Here is an 18,008-nt window from a genome sequence, read left to right on the forward strand (position 1 = left end):
TCTACTTTTACTTACTTTTTAGGAAGCTCAATTTTTTTATGATCTTTTGATTCTTTATAAAGCACTATTTTCTTTCCTATAACCTGAACAACTTGAGAATGTGTGCGTTCAGCTAAAACTTCCGCTATTTCTCTTGGTTCATCTAAACAATTTTTAAGTACTGCAATTTTAATAAGCTCTCTTGTTTCCAGAACCTCTGCAATCGCTATAGTAAATTCAGGCGTAATACTAGCCTTTCCCACATTGAATATCGGATCTAAATTCATTGCCAGACCTTTAAGATATGCTCTCTGTTTGCTTGTCATGTTATCTCCTACTTTATTATTTTAAATTTATTTATAATAATCGAAACTAATATCTCCAAGATTTACAAGATCCCCTTCTTCTATGCCAAGTTCCTCTAATTTAGCTATTATTCCCTGATCACGCAGGAATTTTTGGAAGAACGCAAAGCCCTTCTCATCATCTAAATTAGTATAACCAAGCATCTTATCGATTTTGGAACCCTTAACAAGATATTCTCCCTCTTTGACTTTTGTAATTTCAAGAGGACTTTCTTCTCTAACAAGATCAGAAGCATCAAACTCTTTATGGAAAACCACAGGAGTTCTGTCAAGAGTCTTAAGTATATTATTTACAGCATACAAAAGCTCTTTAATACCCTTTCCGGAAACTGCTGAAATAGGGTAAATGGCAATATTTTCTCCATCAAAAGCCTCATGAAATTCTTTTAGTTTTTCATCGGCTTCATCTCCATAAAATAAGTCCATCTTATTAGCTGCTATAATTTGTGGTATTTTCAATAATTCAGGGTTATAATTTTCTAACTCTTTATTAATACTTTTTATGTCCTGAATTGGCTCTCTTCCCTCAGAACCTGAAATATCAACCACATGTACAATTACCCTTGTTCTTTCAATGTGTCTTAAGAACTGATGACCTAAACCTACTCCATCAGAAGCACCATCTATGAGTCCCGGAATATCAGCAATTACAAAACCGCTTCCACTACCAAGATCAACCACACCAAGATTTGGATGTAAAGTTGTAAAATGATAGTTAGCAATCTTCGGCTTAGCATTAGTACACCTTGAAAGTATGGTTGATTTACCCACATTAGGATAACCTACCAATCCTACATCAGCAATGAGTTTAAGCTCTAAAATAAGAGTAAGTTCAATACCCTTTTTTCCCGGCTGAGCATAGGTAGGAACCTGCATAGTAGGTGTTGCAAAGTTCATATTACCTTTTCCACCTCTACCGCCTTTTAAGATAACTTCTCGTTGATTGTCACCTGACATATCAACTATTACCTTGCCTGACTCTGCATCTTTAACTACAGTACCTTCAGGTACTTTTATAATTATGTCATCGCCGTCTTTTCCATGACAGCGTTTCTTCCCACCTTCATCACCATCTTTAGCATAATATTTTCTTACATATCTAAATTCATTGAGAGTATTTATATTCTTATCTACAACAAAAATTACATCTCCGCCGTCTCCACCATCTCCGCCATCAGGCCCTCCTGCGGCTACAAAAAGCTCTCTTCTGAAACTTACATGGCCATTTCCGCCATTTCCCGATTTTACATATATTTTTGCACTATCTGCAAACATTTTTCTTTTCCTTTTTTATATTAAAAATGCTCCAAATCTATGCTACACAAAGATTTGGAGCTAATTATCAGTTATTATTCAGCTACAGCTACCGGATAAACAGAAACCTGCTTTCTGTCTCTTCCTAATCTCTCGAATTTAACTTTTCCATCAACTGTTGCAAATAATGTGTCATCTTTGCCGATTCCAACATTTGTTCCAGGATGAATATGAGTTCCACGCTGTCTATAAAGAATATTTCCAGCTAATACGAACTGACCATCTGCTCTTTTAGCACCAAGTCTTTTGGACTCAGAATCTCTGCCGTTCTTTGTAGAACCAACACCCTTCTTATGAGCAAAAAACTGAAGGTTCAATCTTAACATCGCATTACACCTCCTGCCTTATTATTGTAATGAACTTTTTACCGTATTCATGTGATATTCCATCAAGACCTAACATTAGAGATTTTATAAGTAAATTAGCTTTATCACTTAATTTACTCTTAAATTCAGCTTTCAGATAACCCTTAGCAGCGTCATCTTCAGCATCAAATTTATCTCCACACAATGCCTCAATAGAGTTCAGCGTATTCAGAGCTAATATAGAAACTGCAGCACACACTATATCATTGCCATAATCTGCAAATAAAGCATGTCCTGAAAATTCAATGCTCTTGTAACCGCCGTTTTTGTCTACAGACACAATAACCTTAATCATAATTAAGCGTTGATTTTTTCAATCTTAAGCTTTGTATATAACTGTCTATGTCCGTTTTTCTTGTGGTATCCACTCTTGCGTTTATACTTGTAGACAACAATCTTAGGTCCCTTGCCTTCTTTTTCAACTGTAGCTGTTACAGTAGCACCGGCTACTACAGGGTTTCCAAGAACAAACTTGTCACCACCGATTGCAAGAACCTGATCAAAGGTATAAGTCTCTCCGGCTGCTACACCAAGTTTTTCAACCTGAATAACATCACCTTCAGCTACCTTATACTGCTTACCACCTGTTGCAATAATTGCGTACATATGGCTCCTCCTATTATAATTCTCGCCTGCTTAGGTGCTGCCTTTTTCAGACAAACTTCTACCCACACAGTGCGGCACAATTTATAGTTTATCATACTAAAATATAGATGTCAACTAATTTTCTGCTTATCTTCAAATTTTCTACAGTATATTTTCCTGTAACATTTATTTGATATAATATAATAATCCTAAATATTCAATTCAGATATAATTCCCTTAAGTATACCTGCTGATTCCCTAAGCCTCTTCAATTCATCCTCATCAAGTTTAATAGGTACCTGAGTTTCAATTCCGTCACTTCCTACTATGCAAGGCATACTAAGTACTACTCCGTCTATTCCCTGTTCACCATGCATCATTGTAGACACCGGAAGAATTGACTTTTCATCTCTTACTATAACTTCACAAATTCTCTTAACTGCCATAGCTACACCAAAATAAGTAGCTCTCTTTCTTTGAATAATCTCATAAGCAGCATTTTTAACTTCTTCTGCTATATTTTTTTCTGATTCATCATGGCTGTAATGACCTCTCATTTCGCAGAAATCATTAAGAGGAATACCTGAAACATTGGCAGAGCTAAATGCTGCTATCTCACTATCTCCATGCTCTCCTATTATAAATGCATGTATACTTCTTGAGTCAACTCCCAGATGGTCACTAAGTCTGGTTTTAAGACGACCTGTATCAAGAACTGTACCTGAACCGATTACCCTGTTTTCAGGCAGTCCCGAAAGTTTTTGAGCTACAGAAGTAAGGATATCCACCGGATTTGCAACTATGAGCAGAATTCCCTTGAAATCTCTGCTTGCTATTTCAGGTATTATACTTTTAAATATTCCTACATTTTTATGAACCAAATCTAATCTTGTTTCATCAGGCTTCTGATTAGCTCCGGCTGTCACTATAACTATACCTGCATCTCTTACATCATCATAGTTTCCGGCATACACACGCATATGCTTTGCAAAAGGTATGCCATGGCTTATATCCATAGCCTCCCCCTCTGCTTTATCCATATCGGCATCTATCATTGCTATTTCTGAAAAAAGTCCACTCTGCATAAGTGCAAAAACTGATGCTGAACCTACAAAACCGCAACCTACCATAACTGCTTTTCTAAAATTTATCATAAATTCCCCTTTCTTAGTTGAGATTTGTTATCATTATAGCATTAATTGGTTTGTAAGGATAGATATGTTTTTAGAATAGTACATTAGGATTTCTTGTATAGTCTTTTAATTATGCCGGATAGCTAATTAATACATAGATATCTTCAACGAATTTCTCCGGATATAGTACCTTTACCATACTCAATTACACTTTTACAATCATGTCCTACTTCATTGTAATGATACATCTCTCTCAAAATAATTTTTTTCAAGCATATTACGGTCATGAAATCAAAATAATGTTAAAATACTTAAAAAAACGGCAGTATTTATAGCTAATTCACTATAAATACTGCCAATTTTTTATACTTACTTACCAAGAGCCTTAAAATACTCATCTATTCCATTCGCCATTCCTTCAGCCATTTTTTTCTGATAAGAAGCGGTATTTAATGCCTTATCTTCTACTTCATTAGTCATATATCCCATTTCTATTATAGTTACAGGGACCTGAGCCCAGTTTATACCACTCATAGTATCGGTTTCCCAGACATACTGCTTCTTACAGCCGGATTTAGCTACAACACCATCCAGTACCTTTTCAGACAATAACTTACTTTTAGAATATAAATCTGAATTAAAAGGATTATTTTTAGTCTGGCAGATAGTCATTGCACCATTTACAGTCTTACTTGCAGCACCGTTTGCATGAATCCTGATAAATGCATCAGCATTAGCTTCATTTGCAATCGCAGCTCTTTCAGAGTTACTCATATTTACATCATTTTTTTCTCTGCACATTATTACCTTGTAGCCACGTTTTTTAAGAATCTTTTTTAATTTTTTAGCCACCTTAAGAGCAAGACTATACTCAGTCTGCTTAGTCCACAACCCGCTTGTACCGCCTGTTACCTTAAATTTAGTGGTTTTTGCACCGGGACCTATAGGCTCTTTTTCAAGGTTAGCCTTGGTCTGATGTCCGGCATCTATGCATATTATTTTTTTATCACTCTTAACTGCACTAACAGTAGTTACATCATTCATCCACAAAGCCATAAACATTGACAAAATCAATACAAAGCTTAATATCTTTCTCATATCTTTCTCCTTAATCCTAAAGAACAATCTACTTGCAATTTACTTTCTTCACAGCCAATGAACAGTATATTTGTATTCATGCAGTAATTGAAAGTCTGCATTTAACTTTACCACAATATCACACTGAGCGGAAGTATGTTTCCTACTATTTAATTCTTTTAATTTTAAAATAATCCCTAACTATTCACTCCATAGGTAAAAGACCTCTTATTCCGCATAGCACACTAAAATAAACTATTTTCGGTCTATGACTATGGGGAGAACTGCAAAATATCGTAATTGGAGACTCTTGCTTAATTACGATATTTCGCAATATTTTTGTGAATAATTTGGGATAATTTATTCAAAAAGGCAGTTACCCGGAATTTTATAATCCTTTGCAACTGCCTGTTTTTATATCATTTTTTCAAATACTTTTGACACCCTAATTTTATACCGGATAAGCTCCGTTAGCGGTATCTGCTACAGTGCTGTCAACCTTTGTCTGCTGAGCTTTTCTGTATTTGAAGAATTCTGTAGCAACCTGTGGGAAAAGTGCATAAGAAAGCACATCCTCATCTTGCTGTTTCCACTCTTTTACTTCTTCCTCAAACTTAGCAAGCTGTGGCTCTATAAGGTCTGCAGGTCTGCAGGTAATTGGCTTCTGGTCTCCGATAGCCTTCTTAACAACCTCCGGATTGAAAGGCTTAACTGTCTCACCGAACTCACCTGAAAGAATCTTCTTTGACTCTTTTGTTATCATCTTGTAACGCTCACCCTGAAGCACGTTGAGAACTGCCTGAGTACCAACTATCTGTGAAGAAGGTGTAACAAGAGGTGGCTCACCGAAGTCAGCTCTTACTCTTGGTATCTCCTTAAGTACTTCTTCGTACTTATCTTCTGCATGAGCTTCTTTAAGCTGAGATACAAGGTTTGAAAGCATACCGCCAGGTACCTGGTAAAGAAGTGTCTTGATGTTTACACCAAGAACCTTGGTACTCATAAGTCCGCTTGCAAGATATTTCTCACGAAGTGGGCGGAAATAATCTGCTATTTCAGCAAGCTTATTCTGGTCAAGTCCTGTATCATACTCAGTTCCCCTGAAAGCTTCAACCATAACTTCTGTAGCTGGCTGGCTGGTTCCCATAGCAAGAGGACTCATAGCTGTATCTATTATATTTGCACCTGCTTCAACAGACTTCATATAAGTCATAGAAGCAACACCTGATGTATAGTGTGTATGCATTTCGATAGGAAGATTTGTACCTTCACGAAGTGCTGTAACAAGCTTTGTAGCCTCAGTTGGTACAAGAAGTCCTGCCATATCCTTTATACAAAGAGAATCAGCACCCATCTCTTCGATAGCTTTAGCTTTCTGTTTCCAGTAATCAAGAGTATAAGCCTCGCCTAATGTATAGGAAAGCGCTACCTGAGCATGTCCACCTTCCTTCTTAGATGCATTAACTGCAGTCTGAAGGTTACGAAGGTCATTGAAACAGTCAAAAATTCTGATTATATCTATACCGTTTGCAAGTGATTTCTGAACAAAGTACTCAACTACATCATCTGAATAATGGTTGTATCCGAGTATGTTCTGACCTCTGAAAAGCATCTGAAGCTTTGTTTTCTTAAATCCTGCCTTAAGCTTACGAAGTCTCTCCCATGGATCTTCCTTTAAGAAACGAAGGCAGGCATCAAATGTAGCACCACCCCAGCACTCTACTGCGTGATATCCGATTTCATCCATTTTGCCAATTATAGGAAGCATCTCTTCAGTCGTCATTCTTGTTGCGATAAGGGACTGATGTGCATCACGAAGGACAGTATCAACTATCTTAACTGCCTTATTACCCTGTTCTGACATATGTTAATCTCCTTTTAAAATTCAATATTACAATTACCTTTATTTAACTCCAAAAATAGCCATAAATACACCTGCTGCAACTGCAGTACCGATAACTCCGGCAACATTAGGTCCCATAGCGTGCATAAGCAGGAAGTTTGAAGGATCTGCCTCAGAACCTACCTTCTGTGATACTCTGGCTGCCATAGGTACTGCAGATACTCCTGCTGAACCAATAAGAGGATTTATCTTTCCTCCTGTTAAATGGCAAAGTAATTTACCAAAAAGCACACCTGTAGCTGTTGCAATTCCAAAGGCAACAAGACCAAGAGCAACTATCTTAAGTGTATCAACCTTTAAGAAAGCCTCTGCTGAAGTTGTAGCACCTACTGAAGTACCAAGTAAAATAACTACTATGTACATAAGTGCATTACTTGCAGTTTCCTGAAGCTGTTTAACTACTCCACTTTCTCTAAAAAGATTACCAAGCATAAGCATACCTACAAGAGGAGCTGTAGTTGGAAGAATAAGTGTAACAACTATAGTAACAACTATTGGGAAGAAAATCTTTTCAAGCTTACTTACAGGTCTAAGCTGTTCCATCTTGATTTTTCTTTCTTTCTCAGTTGTAAAAAGCTTCATAATTGGTGGCTGAATGATAGGAACTAATGACATATATGAATATGCCGCAACTGCAATTGGTCCCATATATTCAGTCTGTCCAAGCTTACCTGCAAGGAAGATAGATGTAGGACCGTCCGCTCCACCAATAATAGCGATGGCTGCAGCCGCCTTGTCATTAAAGCCAAGTAAGATAGCGAAGAAATAAGCACCGAAGATACCGAACTGAGCAGCCGCACCCATAATAAAGCTTATAGGGTTAGCAATCAGCGGACCAAAGTCGGTCATCGCACCTACACCTAAGAATATAAGACAAGGAAGGATACTCCATTCATCAAGCAAGAAGAAGAAATGGAGAAGTCCGCCTTCTTTCATAATATCCGGATAGATATTTACAAGCAACATACCAAAGGAAATAGGAACGAGAAGAAGCGGCTCATATCCCTTTGCTATGGCCAGATACAAGAACACAAGAGCAATAAAAATCATAAGAATATTGCCCCAGGACAGGTTGACAAACGCTGTCTGTCCTGCCAGGTTCTCGAGCATATTTGAAATATAGCTCATAGCTAATTACCTCCAATTTATTGTACAGTTATTAATTTAGTTAAGAGAAGCAAGTAAAGCACCTGCCTCAACCGCATCACCAACTGCACAGGAAACAGAAGCTATAGTTCCATCCTGAGGAGCAACTATATCATTTTCCATTTTCATAGCCTCAAGTACGATGATTACATCACCTTTCTTAACAGCCTGACCTGCATTTGCCTTTACTGCTAAAATCTTACCTGGCATAGGTGCATTAACCTTAACTGCACCAACTGCACCACTTGCAGCAGGAGCTGATACTACAGGCTTTGGAGTTGCTACAGGAGCTGCACTTTTAACTACAGGAGCTGCACCTGCGCTAGAACCCTCTTCAACAGTTACTTCATAAGCTGTTCCATTAACAGTAATTGTATATGTTTTCATAATAAAATTATCCTTTCAAATTATTAAAAATATTAAAACAAAAATACTAAGCGTTCTTCCAAGAACCATTGCCTTTCCTTCTTATAGAACGAACTACAAGTCCGTCAGAAGGTACTTCTGCATTGTCTGCTGTATAAGCCATAATAGCTGCCATCATAACTGCTGTAAGTTCTGCACCGCTTATATCCTCTGTCTGAACTTCTGTTACAGGTTCTACAACTGTCTGAATCTGTTCAGCCTGTCCTTCAGCATCTTCCTTCTTAGCAAGGAACTTTGGTACAAGGCTCAAGGCTCTGATTACAAAGCTGATAAAAATAAGTACGATGAAAATGAAAAGCATACCAAAGATGGTATTAAGACCTGCCTTTTCAAGTTTTTGTGCCATCGTCACCTGTCTCTCAACAGAAAGGCTTGAAGGGAGGTATCCACTGTCAACACTATTCTCATCAAAAGTAGCTACAAACTTAACTACTCCGCCTTCAAACTCAATCATCTCTTCAAATTTAACAAAATCTTTGCCTTCTACAATATTAGCACTAGCCTCATCAACTGACTTAAAACTACCTACCTCTTCCTTAACATTATCCAGGTTTTCTACCATAGGTAAAATAAGTTTCTTAGATTTGTTATCAAGTCTTTCTTTAACAAGATCTGCAAGTTCACCTTCTGCCCAAGACTTAGCAAAAAAATTTCCCGACTGCATTACAGTATCTTTATGATAAGTCAAGGTTTCACTGCTTGTCTTAGAAGCATTTGCACAGCCACTAAGAAGCATAAAGCAGGAGAAAACGCTAAGCACTAATAACATTAGTCTTTTCTGCATATTTACTTCCTCTCTATATTAAATTGTGCTGTGTTTTTTGTTTGGACGATGTTCTCTCTTTGTATATAACATTTCAAAAGCATATACAAGCTGTTTTCTGGTTGAAGCAGGCTCAATTATACTGTCCACAAAACCTCTCTTAGCCGCAGCTACAGGACTGTTCTGAAGTGCAGCATATTCACTTGCCTTCTCATTAATTGTAGCCGCATCCTTACCGTCATAAATAATTTCAGCCGCAAGTTTAGCATCCATCATACCAATTTCAGCATCATTATAAGCAAATACAAGGTCTGCACCGATATGCTTTGAATTCATTGTAATATAAGCACTTCCATAAGCCTTGCCTACAATAAGGTTTACCTTAGGCACTGTAGCATTTGCAAAAGCTGCTGTAAGCTGTGATAATGCTCTTGCTATAGAACGCTCCTCGCCTACAGATGAAGCAAAACCTGTTACAGAAGTAAGTGTAAGTACCGGAATTGAGAAAGAATCACAGAACTCAACAAAATGGGCTGCCTTGTAAGCACCTGCCATAGTAAGTACTGTATCAAACTTCTTTGCTACCTTGCCGTCCTCACCTAATAATTCGCTGCGGTTTGCCACTGCTCCTACAACTGCTCCGTTAAGACGGATGAAGCCGATTACCATCTCTTTTGCACAATCAGCTTTAAGCTCTAAGAACCAGTTATTATCTGAAATTTCACGAAGAGCTACTGCCGCATCTTTTATATGTGAGCCAAGCCCTGCCGTTGCCCTGTTTAAGTCATCCTCACATTCACTTAATACACCTGTATCCTCATTATTTGAAGGCAGAATAGAAACAAGTTCTCTAGCCTTAGCAAGAGCTTCCACATCATCTGCTGCAACAATATCTACATTACCTGACTCAGCCTGAAATGCTGCACCTGCTGTATTACATTTAGCAGTATAATTATTATCTACTGCATTTGGTGAATTTACAAAAAGCTTAGCATTTTCTTTTGTCATAATGACAAAATCACTGATAGCTGCCGATATAGCAGAACCACCACCGCAAGTTCCGAGAATTACGGTAACTGTTGGGATAACTCCACTTGCAAGTACCTGTCTTTGATATACCTTACCAAAGGCATCAAGTGCATCTGTGGATTCCTCAAGGCGCATACCTGCACAGTCTGTAATAGCAATTACAGGAACTCCAACCTTAGTAGCAAGGTCATAAACATTAACTATCTGTCTTGCATGCATCTCGCCCATAGAACCGCCAAGAGCATCCTTATCCTGACTATAAACATAAACAAGACTACCGTCAATAAGACCATAGCCTGTAATTACGCCATCACCAGGAACTTCTTTTTCACTCAGATTGAAATCTGTGCTTCTTTTTGTTACTAAAGCACCAATTTCAACAAAACTGTTTTCGTCAAGCAGAGAAAGTATTCTATCTCTTGCTGACAGCACTGCTGTACTACCCATTCTTAGCCCTCCATTAAACTTAAGTTTGGTTTTATCCAGAATAAACTGAATTGTATCTAAACATCCAACTTATTGCCGATTATAATTATAAACTTATAATATGAAAAGTACAAGTGGCATTTTAAGTTTTTTTAGTTTTTTATCATTGAATTAAGATTTTATACTTCATAAACATCATTAATATCAATCAATTCTACATTTTCAAGTTTAGTAAATTTTTCAAACCCTGACAGACTTATCAACCAATAATATCTATCCAAACATCCAAAATTCATAGACTTTTCTATTAAGTCTTTTAATACAGTTTCATCAGTTTTTTGATTTCTCCATTTTACTTCAGCAAATAAACAATTATTATTACTTTCATCATAAGCTAATAAATCTATTTCAGACTCTTGTTTTCTTATTTTATCATTTCCCCACCAGTTTCCGTAATCAGCCGGTATAAAATTTAATTTACCTTTACGAAGCCTTTGCTCAAAGTATTCTATGGTTATTTTTTCAAATACACTTCCCATATAATCATTCAATCTTGCTTCAACCTGTTTGTCATAAACTATTTCACCAAGTTCCATATTTATCAGGTTCATACCTTTTTGAACAAAGTAATACCAAAATCTAAACATGGTATCTTTTATCACATATACCGGCCTTTTAGTTTTTCTATCAAGAACCGGTGTTTTCTTTTCTACAATTCCAAGCTCAACCAAAGAATTTATGTAATATGTAAGTCCACCAGTCTGCATATTTAATTTGGTTGCAATCTCATTTAATTTACTGGATCCACCCGCAATTGCAAAAAGTATATCATTGTAAGTCTTAGGTTGTCTTAATTCCTGTTTTAATAAGTTAGTCGGTTCTTCAAACAATCTGCCACTAGTTTTAAGGAAATTGTTGATAATATTAGTTTTTAATTCTACATTATCATTAAAGAATGTTAAATATTCAGCTATTCCACCCGTAAGTCCGTATACTATCGCTTTTTCTTTATAACTATAGCTTTCCACGAATTTTGCTGCATCCAAATAATTAAACGGATTAATCTTTAACTGACTTGTCCTTCTTCCATAGAGTGGACTTTTATAAGCTAATACCTGATTCTCCATAAAACTCATAGATGAACCACATAATATAAGAAAAAGTTTACTATTATCCCGATATTCATCAATTAGTTTTTGCAATAAAGAAGATATATATTCTGCAGTTTGCGCTAAATATGGATATTCATCAATTACAAAGACTATCCTATTTTCTTTTGTATATTCAAATAAGTATCTAAAAGCTGATTCAAAATCCAAAAAATCCGGTAATCCCTTCAAATTACCACAAGCTTCATACACAGCTATAGATAATAGGCTTAAATTAATCAGTGCATTCGACTCTAAAGCTACAAAATAATAGCCTTTCTTGTCTTTTAGAAATTCCTTTATTAAATAGGTTTTACCTACTCGTCTTCTTCCGTAAATTACTGATAAGGCAAAGTTTCCCTTGTTATATTCTTCGTTTAATTCCTTTAATTCATATTCTCTGCCTATAAAACGCATTGTATCACCTCCTAATATGGATATTATACAATGCAAAAACGTATTATGCAATAATATGTTTTTGCATAATACGTTTTTGTAAATTTTATTCAAAGCTTTTTATAAATTTAGCATTTGCCTTTTCATATTCATTAAGCCATTGTTCATTAAAATCTTCAGGTCTTACAGAAGGTATGTACCAGCTTTTAGAATTAAAATAGTTCTGTAGGGCTTGATCTTTGAACATACGCCCGTGTCTGGCATAGATTTCATTTCTTGCTATTCTAAGCTCATCTGAACTCATTGACCATAAATCAGAATCAGTTAAATATTGACTATCACTGTAAGGGAAGATATATTCATCGTTATTGTAATTATTAGTTGTTGTTGTCGGTGGGTTCATTATATCAATTGGAGCTCCCAAAAAATCAGTTCCTTTACCGGTATATATATTTACTGTATACCAGTCCAAAGCTAAAACTCTTTCAGGTGTATCTTCATTAATCCAAATTACAGCATTATCACCGTCATAATGATCTAAGACTACACCTATAGAAGAATATCCATGTTTAGCTATGTAGTAATTGTAAGCTGCATTTACAAGTTCTTCTCGGCTGTACTCCACTCCATTGCTCGAATTTGAAGAAAAACTCTGGTTATTATTTATATATTTTTGTGTGTTATCTGTTGACTTAGTCCCACCATTTACAAAATTATTATTGGTTTTTCTACTGCCCAAAATAAACTTAAAGTAAGGCTCATTAGAAACAAATACATTGTTATAAAAATTTAATTTTAAATCATTATCTCCAATAGGCTGTTCAAATGTTATACTTCCTTCAACATAACCATTTGGATTTAAAGCACCACTATGTAACTTTGTGTCACTATCTCCTCCAATAATATCACAAGAAGTTTCTTGTCCCTTGCTATTTTCCATCTTCCAGTCTAACGGATTATATGATATTTTTTCATTAGAATTATTATCAATTCTTATGTATACTGTAACATATTCACAACCACTTTTAGGTTTATCAAATTGACTCCCACTACTTTTTACTACATTTATTATTTTATATTCAACCCCTCCAAATTCAACAGTTTCATTCTGTGAAAATTCTTTTTTATTTTTTTCATTTTCTTGCTTCTGTCCATTAATTTCATTTGTCTTATAATCTGTTGTAATATTATTCTTTTTCTTAGGTGTTCCATTACTGTCTATTAAATTGCTAAATGCTCTTAATAATACAAGAATAATTACTACTGTTACTAATGTGTTCCATAATTTTTTCATAATTCATTCACCCACTTAAAGTCAAAGCCAATCTTTTAATAAATTAAAAGCTACTTATTTACAAAATTTCAGTAAATTAGTTTTTATTATACTGATAAATCAATCTCCTAGATATAAATAAGACCTAATTTCTAGTCACATAAACAATATATCTTTTACTTTTTCCTATTTCATTATGGACTTTAATAGTTACTTTCTTAGTCTTTCCACGTCCAATTTTTATTTTTATCTTTTTTACTTTCTTGCCATTTATAGTGAATTTCACCTTTTTGCTAACTGTGTTAGGTAAAATATTTATAACATCTAAATCTCTCCCTAATGTAAGTACCATCTTACTATCATTAGAATTAAATTTAAATATTTCTTTATTTTTCCCATTTTTTTCTGTTACAGTTATAGATTTAAGTTTCACACTTTCATTTTTCTTAATTGTAAGCTCAACTGTACCAATAATACCGCTGGTATCTGAAGCCATTGCCTGTATTGTAACCTTACCTGACTTAAGTGCCTTAACGATGCCTTTATCAGACACAGTAGCTATGGAAGAATCAGAAGTATCCCAGATTATAGATTTGTTGTCAGCATTGGCAGGATAAATATCAGCCATAACTTTAGTTTTTCCACCCACGCCAAGAACTGTATTATTAATATTTACATCTATCTGTTCTACCAGTACCTCTTTAACTGTAATCCTATACTCACCATATACATTGGTTGATGATTTTGATCTGGCTATAATAATAGCTGTACCGGCTTTTTTACAAGTAATATTTCCATATCCATCTACTGTTACTACTTTTTCGTCATTTGTACTCCATGACACATCTTTATTTTCAGCATTTTCAGGTAAAACTGTTACATTTAACTTAGCCTCATCTCCGGTAAAATACTCTGTCTTAGGGCTGGAAACTTCTATTTTATCAACAAGCACTTCTGTTTTATATTCTAACTGAATATTATAATCTACAAAAGACTCCTCTTTACCACCGGTTCTAGTAACTCTAATGTAATATTCACCAGCTTTCAATACCTTTTCCTGCCCATAATTTACAGGATTTTCAGTAGAATACAAAGTATCAATAACAGTAGCTTTATCCCGAGAGTCATATTGCAGTAATTCAGCCTTAAACAGTTCATTTTCTGTTTGCCTTGGTACTTGCAATCTAAGTTTAGCTCTTCCTATAGTTGGTAAGTTTATTTTATAGAAATCAACATCATATTCATTATTATAACCATAGTTAATGTTACCAGTATAGCTCAAATTAGGCTGAATTATATTTGCTGTATCTTTTTCATTATTGTACTCAACTTCAGAAAGTTCAGTATCAGGATTATAAACTACTTTAAATTGATAATCATCATAGTAACCATCTACATCAGCAACAAATATTTTCAAATATACTGTTCCTTTATGAAGTCTGAATTTAGCAGATTTTAAATCACTATACTCATATTTTTGCAACTCCTTTACATTACCAGTAGTATCTTCTTCATATAAAACAGCTTTAAGTTTATAATAGTCATTTTTTAATGGAGCTTCCACATATATACTTCCATTTTGTGGCAAATTTATTTTATAATAATCATCATAATCACCATGATGTGGGGATCTTGAACCTGAAAAACCACCCGTATATAAAATATTAGATTGAATAACAGTAGCGGTATCTAAGCTATTATTATCCTCCTGTTCATATATAGATGGAGATTCCTGTATATACTTTATTTTTCCATTACGAGCAATACTTATATTATATTCACCGGCAGGAATCCTATAATACTCTGTTCCTATTATAGAACCTCTACAGCTCCTAAATTCATACTCACTATTAACTTTTGAAATTCTATATACATTTCCCTCAATTCTTCCGGCAGCAGGCACTACATAAATTCCGCTTTCGGTTATTTCCGAATTCATTTCCAAATACTTTTTATCCTCAGCATATACCTTTTCGTTAAAAGTATTTAAATAACCAAATACAACTAACATCATTGTTACTAATATTACACTTATTTTCTTATTCATCCTTTTTTCCTTTCCTTTAGCTTCATGTATACTAACTACTTTTAGACTATTTTATCTACATTACCTCCTTTGAATTATTAAATATTTTAATGCACAAAAAGCATTTACATCAAATGAGGAGTTTTTCAAGGTCTTGGATATCTTCTTTGCAAATTATATTCACCTGATACATCAAAAGTTTCACCAGTTTGTGAAAATGTCAATTCTCCTGTTAAAATTATAGAATTTCCCTTTACTTGAACTTGTAGATTTCCGTCTTCACTCATATAAATATTAGTCCTATTCTCATATAGTTGAATTTTATCGCCCAAAATTTCAATATATCCTGCGTTTAAGCCGTATACAGTTTGTCCGGGTGAAGAATACTGTTGCATATCTACATAGATACCATTGCCATCTGTGTACATACCGGCAAAGTATATGCTCTCACTTCCGGAATTGGCAGCTTTTTCATGTTGTTTTATTAGCTGTATATTAGCCTTCTCATATTCATTAAGCTGGTTTTCGTTGAAATTCTCTGGTTTTATTAATGGTTCATACCAGCTGCATTTATTAAAGTAATTTTGTAACTCAACATCATTAAACATACGACCATATCTGGCAAAGATTTCATTTCTAGCTATTCTAAGCTCTTCTGAACTCATAATACGTAAATCAGAGTCTGTTAGATATGTACTATCGCTGTATGGAAGAAGGAATTCATTGTTATAGTAATTATTCGCTGTTGTCGTCTTTTCCTGTTTCTTTTTGGCTTTTTTGTTATTCTCTGCCTTTTTCTGTTTCTTTTTTTTAGATTTTTTCTTAGCTTTTTCTTTCTTATCAGTACTTTTTTGACTTTTAACATCTTTAGCCACTATATCGAATATAATTCTCATTATATCATTTTCCGATTTTTTACCATTAAATTCTACAGAACGAACACTAACATTTTTGCCATCATCATGAATAATAAAATTAACTACAACCTCTATTTCACCACTATCAGAATAATTCTTACCGGTAAATTTTACTACTTTGAAAAGATTTCTGTTTTTCTTTTTTAACCCAACTATTTCCAGTCCCCTATCAAATAAGCTATCAAAAAAACTGTTATTTTTACCATCGGATGTAAAAAATTCCCATTTAGTTTCATCAAAAAATGTATCAAAAGCTTTTCCGTATGTATAGTTTGGATATTCAGCTGGCGAAGAATTTTTTATAAGATCTATCATTTTAGAAGAATTATTCGAAACTATCCACACTAAGCTTGAACCAACAATTAAAACATATAATACAAGTACAAATGCAGTTCTTTTAAAAACCCTTCCTGCCTTTGCATATGTTACAGGTTCTTCAATTTGAAATTCAGGATTATATTTAGCAGCAATCTTGTCCATTATCACACTTGTAGATATAGCCTTTTTTAACTTAAATATTTTTAAATAGCCTTGATAATAGTTTGGATATTCTGCAATCACTTTTCCATTTTCAATGGAAAATACATATTTTGTACTTCCATCTCCTGCGATTACATGATTTCCCATAATAACTACATCTTGCCCAATTACATCTATCAGTTTCTCTCTCAATTCTATTAAAGTATTACACCCAATATCAATACCATATTTATATCTTTCTGCAAGCTTTGCCAGATAATAAGTACATATAATTTTATCTTGAACTACAAAAATTGGAATTAAAACTAATATGCTAATGCCTAAAATAACATAAATATTTTGTTCCATAAATATCTCCCCATAAAAAGTTATTGGTTTAAAGTCTCGTATATTTCCTTTGTAGATTATATTTACCAATGCAGTAAAAGTTATTTTTTATACACTATATTATATACTGTCACAATTGAACTCAGATTATTATCAGAATTCTTTCTTTCGATACATATTTCATCTGGAACATAGGTCTTTTTATTGGCATAAAACGAAACATATGTTATAGCCCATCCAGTTTCAGCATTATAGTCATACGCATCATATCTACCTTCCCAATTCCAAAATTCCGGATATTGTGGATCTGTTACAGCCTTTACTTTATCATCCTTCAATGGATGATATAAGGACATACCATCCATATAATAATCCCACAATATATACATGTAAGGCATATAGTAATCTGTTTTTGAATCTAATGCAGCAACTACATCAGATACTATCGGAGAATATATACTATTTTTAAGATATGTTGTATGATATGAAGTTTTATTTTTTTCCCAGTTAGATCGATTCCAGCTACATTTGTATTTAAAAGCAAACACCTTCTTTTTCTTATTTTTGTCCACATCATAGGCTACAACATCTATGTTGAGAGTATATTTTTTTAAATTAAACTTATATTTATGCTTAATAAGTGTTTTTTCTCCATATTCATTTACTCTTTCAATATCTCTGGTAAATGATACGAAATTATATTTAGATATGCTATTCATCATTTCACCATAAAGCTGTTCAATTGTTGGACCAGATTTAGCATAAGCTGATATGGGATTAAATAACCCTAATGCAACTACTAATATAAGTACTATTGATAAATTCTTTTTCATAAATTTTACCTCTCTCTATATTTAGGTAGTGTCAAAAGACACCCCTTGTTTTCTTATAAAACCTTTATTTTCAGGGGTTTTGCAAATAAAAAAGCAA

Annotated in this window: 17 protein-coding genes; all 17 read right to left on the bottom strand. The window is 34.3% G+C overall.

Going from position 1 to position 18,008, the window contains the following annotated elements:
• Positions 1–11 precede the first annotated feature (11 nt).
• Positions 12–305, bottom strand: a complete 294-nt coding sequence (gene yhbY, locus ACTTKP_RS00935; RefSeq protein ID WP_442552030.1) for a ribosome assembly RNA-binding protein YhbY — start codon at positions 303–305, stop codon at positions 12–14.
• 27 nt (positions 306–332) lie between these two features.
• Positions 333–1,619: a GTPase ObgE gene (gene obgE / locus ACTTKP_RS00940; RefSeq protein WP_442552031.1), complete on the bottom strand. Its 1,287-nt coding sequence runs from the start codon at positions 1,617–1,619 to the stop codon at positions 333–335.
• A 74-nt stretch (positions 1,620–1,693) separates the two neighbouring features.
• Positions 1,694–1,984 (bottom strand): 50S ribosomal protein L27, encoded by a 291-nt coding sequence (rpmA, locus tag ACTTKP_RS00945; protein ID WP_023353147.1) that lies wholly within the window; start codon positions 1,982–1,984, stop codon positions 1,694–1,696.
• A gap of 4 nt (positions 1,985–1,988) precedes the next feature.
• Positions 1,989–2,318 (bottom strand): ribosomal-processing cysteine protease Prp, encoded by a 330-nt coding sequence (locus ACTTKP_RS00950; protein ID WP_442552032.1) that lies wholly within the window; start codon positions 2,316–2,318, stop codon positions 1,989–1,991.
• A 2-nt stretch (positions 2,319–2,320) separates the two neighbouring features.
• Complete coding sequence (gene rplU, locus ACTTKP_RS00955) at positions 2,321–2,629, bottom strand: 50S ribosomal protein L21 (RefSeq protein ID WP_442552033.1); 309 nt, start codon at positions 2,627–2,629, stop codon at positions 2,321–2,323.
• A 188-nt stretch (positions 2,630–2,817) separates the two neighbouring features.
• On the bottom strand, positions 2,818–3,762 hold the full coding sequence (locus tag ACTTKP_RS00960) for an L-lactate dehydrogenase (RefSeq protein WP_442552034.1): 945 nt from the start codon (positions 3,760–3,762) through the stop codon (positions 2,818–2,820).
• A gap of 348 nt (positions 3,763–4,110) precedes the next feature.
• Positions 4,111–4,839 carry an N-acetylmuramoyl-L-alanine amidase gene (locus ACTTKP_RS00965; protein ID WP_442552035.1) on the bottom strand — a complete coding sequence of 243 codons (729 nt, stop codon included), beginning with the start codon at positions 4,837–4,839 and terminating at the stop codon, positions 4,111–4,113.
• Between the two features lie 430 nt (positions 4,840–5,269).
• Positions 5,270–6,682: an oxaloacetate decarboxylase subunit alpha gene (locus tag ACTTKP_RS00970; protein WP_442552036.1), complete on the bottom strand. Its 1,413-nt coding sequence runs from the start codon at positions 6,680–6,682 to the stop codon at positions 5,270–5,272.
• Between the two features lie 39 nt (positions 6,683–6,721).
• Positions 6,722–7,849: a sodium ion-translocating decarboxylase subunit beta gene (locus tag ACTTKP_RS00975; RefSeq protein WP_442552037.1), complete on the bottom strand. Its 1,128-nt coding sequence runs from the start codon at positions 7,847–7,849 to the stop codon at positions 6,722–6,724.
• 36 nt (positions 7,850–7,885) lie between these two features.
• A complete protein-coding gene (locus ACTTKP_RS00980; RefSeq protein WP_442552038.1) occupies positions 7,886–8,254 on the bottom strand; it encodes a biotin/lipoyl-containing protein in 369 nt (122 codons plus the stop codon).
• A 46-nt stretch (positions 8,255–8,300) separates the two neighbouring features.
• Positions 8,301–9,077 (bottom strand): OadG family protein, encoded by a 777-nt coding sequence (locus ACTTKP_RS00985; protein WP_442552039.1) that lies wholly within the window; start codon positions 9,075–9,077, stop codon positions 8,301–8,303.
• Positions 9,078–9,095: 18 nt separating this feature from the next.
• The gene (locus tag ACTTKP_RS00990; protein ID WP_442552040.1) at positions 9,096–10,532 is read right to left on the bottom strand and encodes an acyl-CoA carboxylase subunit beta; all 1,437 of its coding nucleotides are present in this window, start codon (positions 10,530–10,532) and stop codon (positions 9,096–9,098) included.
• Positions 10,533–10,690: 158 nt separating this feature from the next.
• Positions 10,691–12,076 (bottom strand): ATP-binding protein, encoded by a 1,386-nt coding sequence (locus ACTTKP_RS00995; RefSeq protein ID WP_442552041.1) that lies wholly within the window; start codon positions 12,074–12,076, stop codon positions 10,691–10,693.
• An 85-nt stretch (positions 12,077–12,161) separates the two neighbouring features.
• Positions 12,162–13,349 carry a YARHG domain-containing protein gene (locus ACTTKP_RS01000; protein ID WP_442552042.1) on the bottom strand — a complete coding sequence of 396 codons (1,188 nt, stop codon included), beginning with the start codon at positions 13,347–13,349 and terminating at the stop codon, positions 12,162–12,164.
• 124 nt (positions 13,350–13,473) lie between these two features.
• Complete coding sequence (locus tag ACTTKP_RS01005) at positions 13,474–15,375, bottom strand: Ig-like domain-containing protein (protein ID WP_442552043.1); 1,902 nt, start codon at positions 15,373–15,375, stop codon at positions 13,474–13,476.
• 125 nt (positions 15,376–15,500) lie between these two features.
• Entirely contained in the window at positions 15,501–17,099 is a 1,599-nt protein-coding gene (locus ACTTKP_RS01010) for a YARHG domain-containing protein (protein ID WP_442552044.1), read from the bottom strand.
• A gap of 80 nt (positions 17,100–17,179) precedes the next feature.
• Positions 17,180–17,911: a hypothetical protein gene (locus ACTTKP_RS01015; protein ID WP_442552045.1), complete on the bottom strand. Its 732-nt coding sequence runs from the start codon at positions 17,909–17,911 to the stop codon at positions 17,180–17,182.
• Positions 17,912–18,008 lie beyond the last annotated feature (97 nt).

Source organism: Catonella sp., assembly GCF_052169795.1.
Classification (GTDB): domain Bacteria; phylum Bacillota; class Clostridia; order Lachnospirales; family Lachnospiraceae; genus Catonella.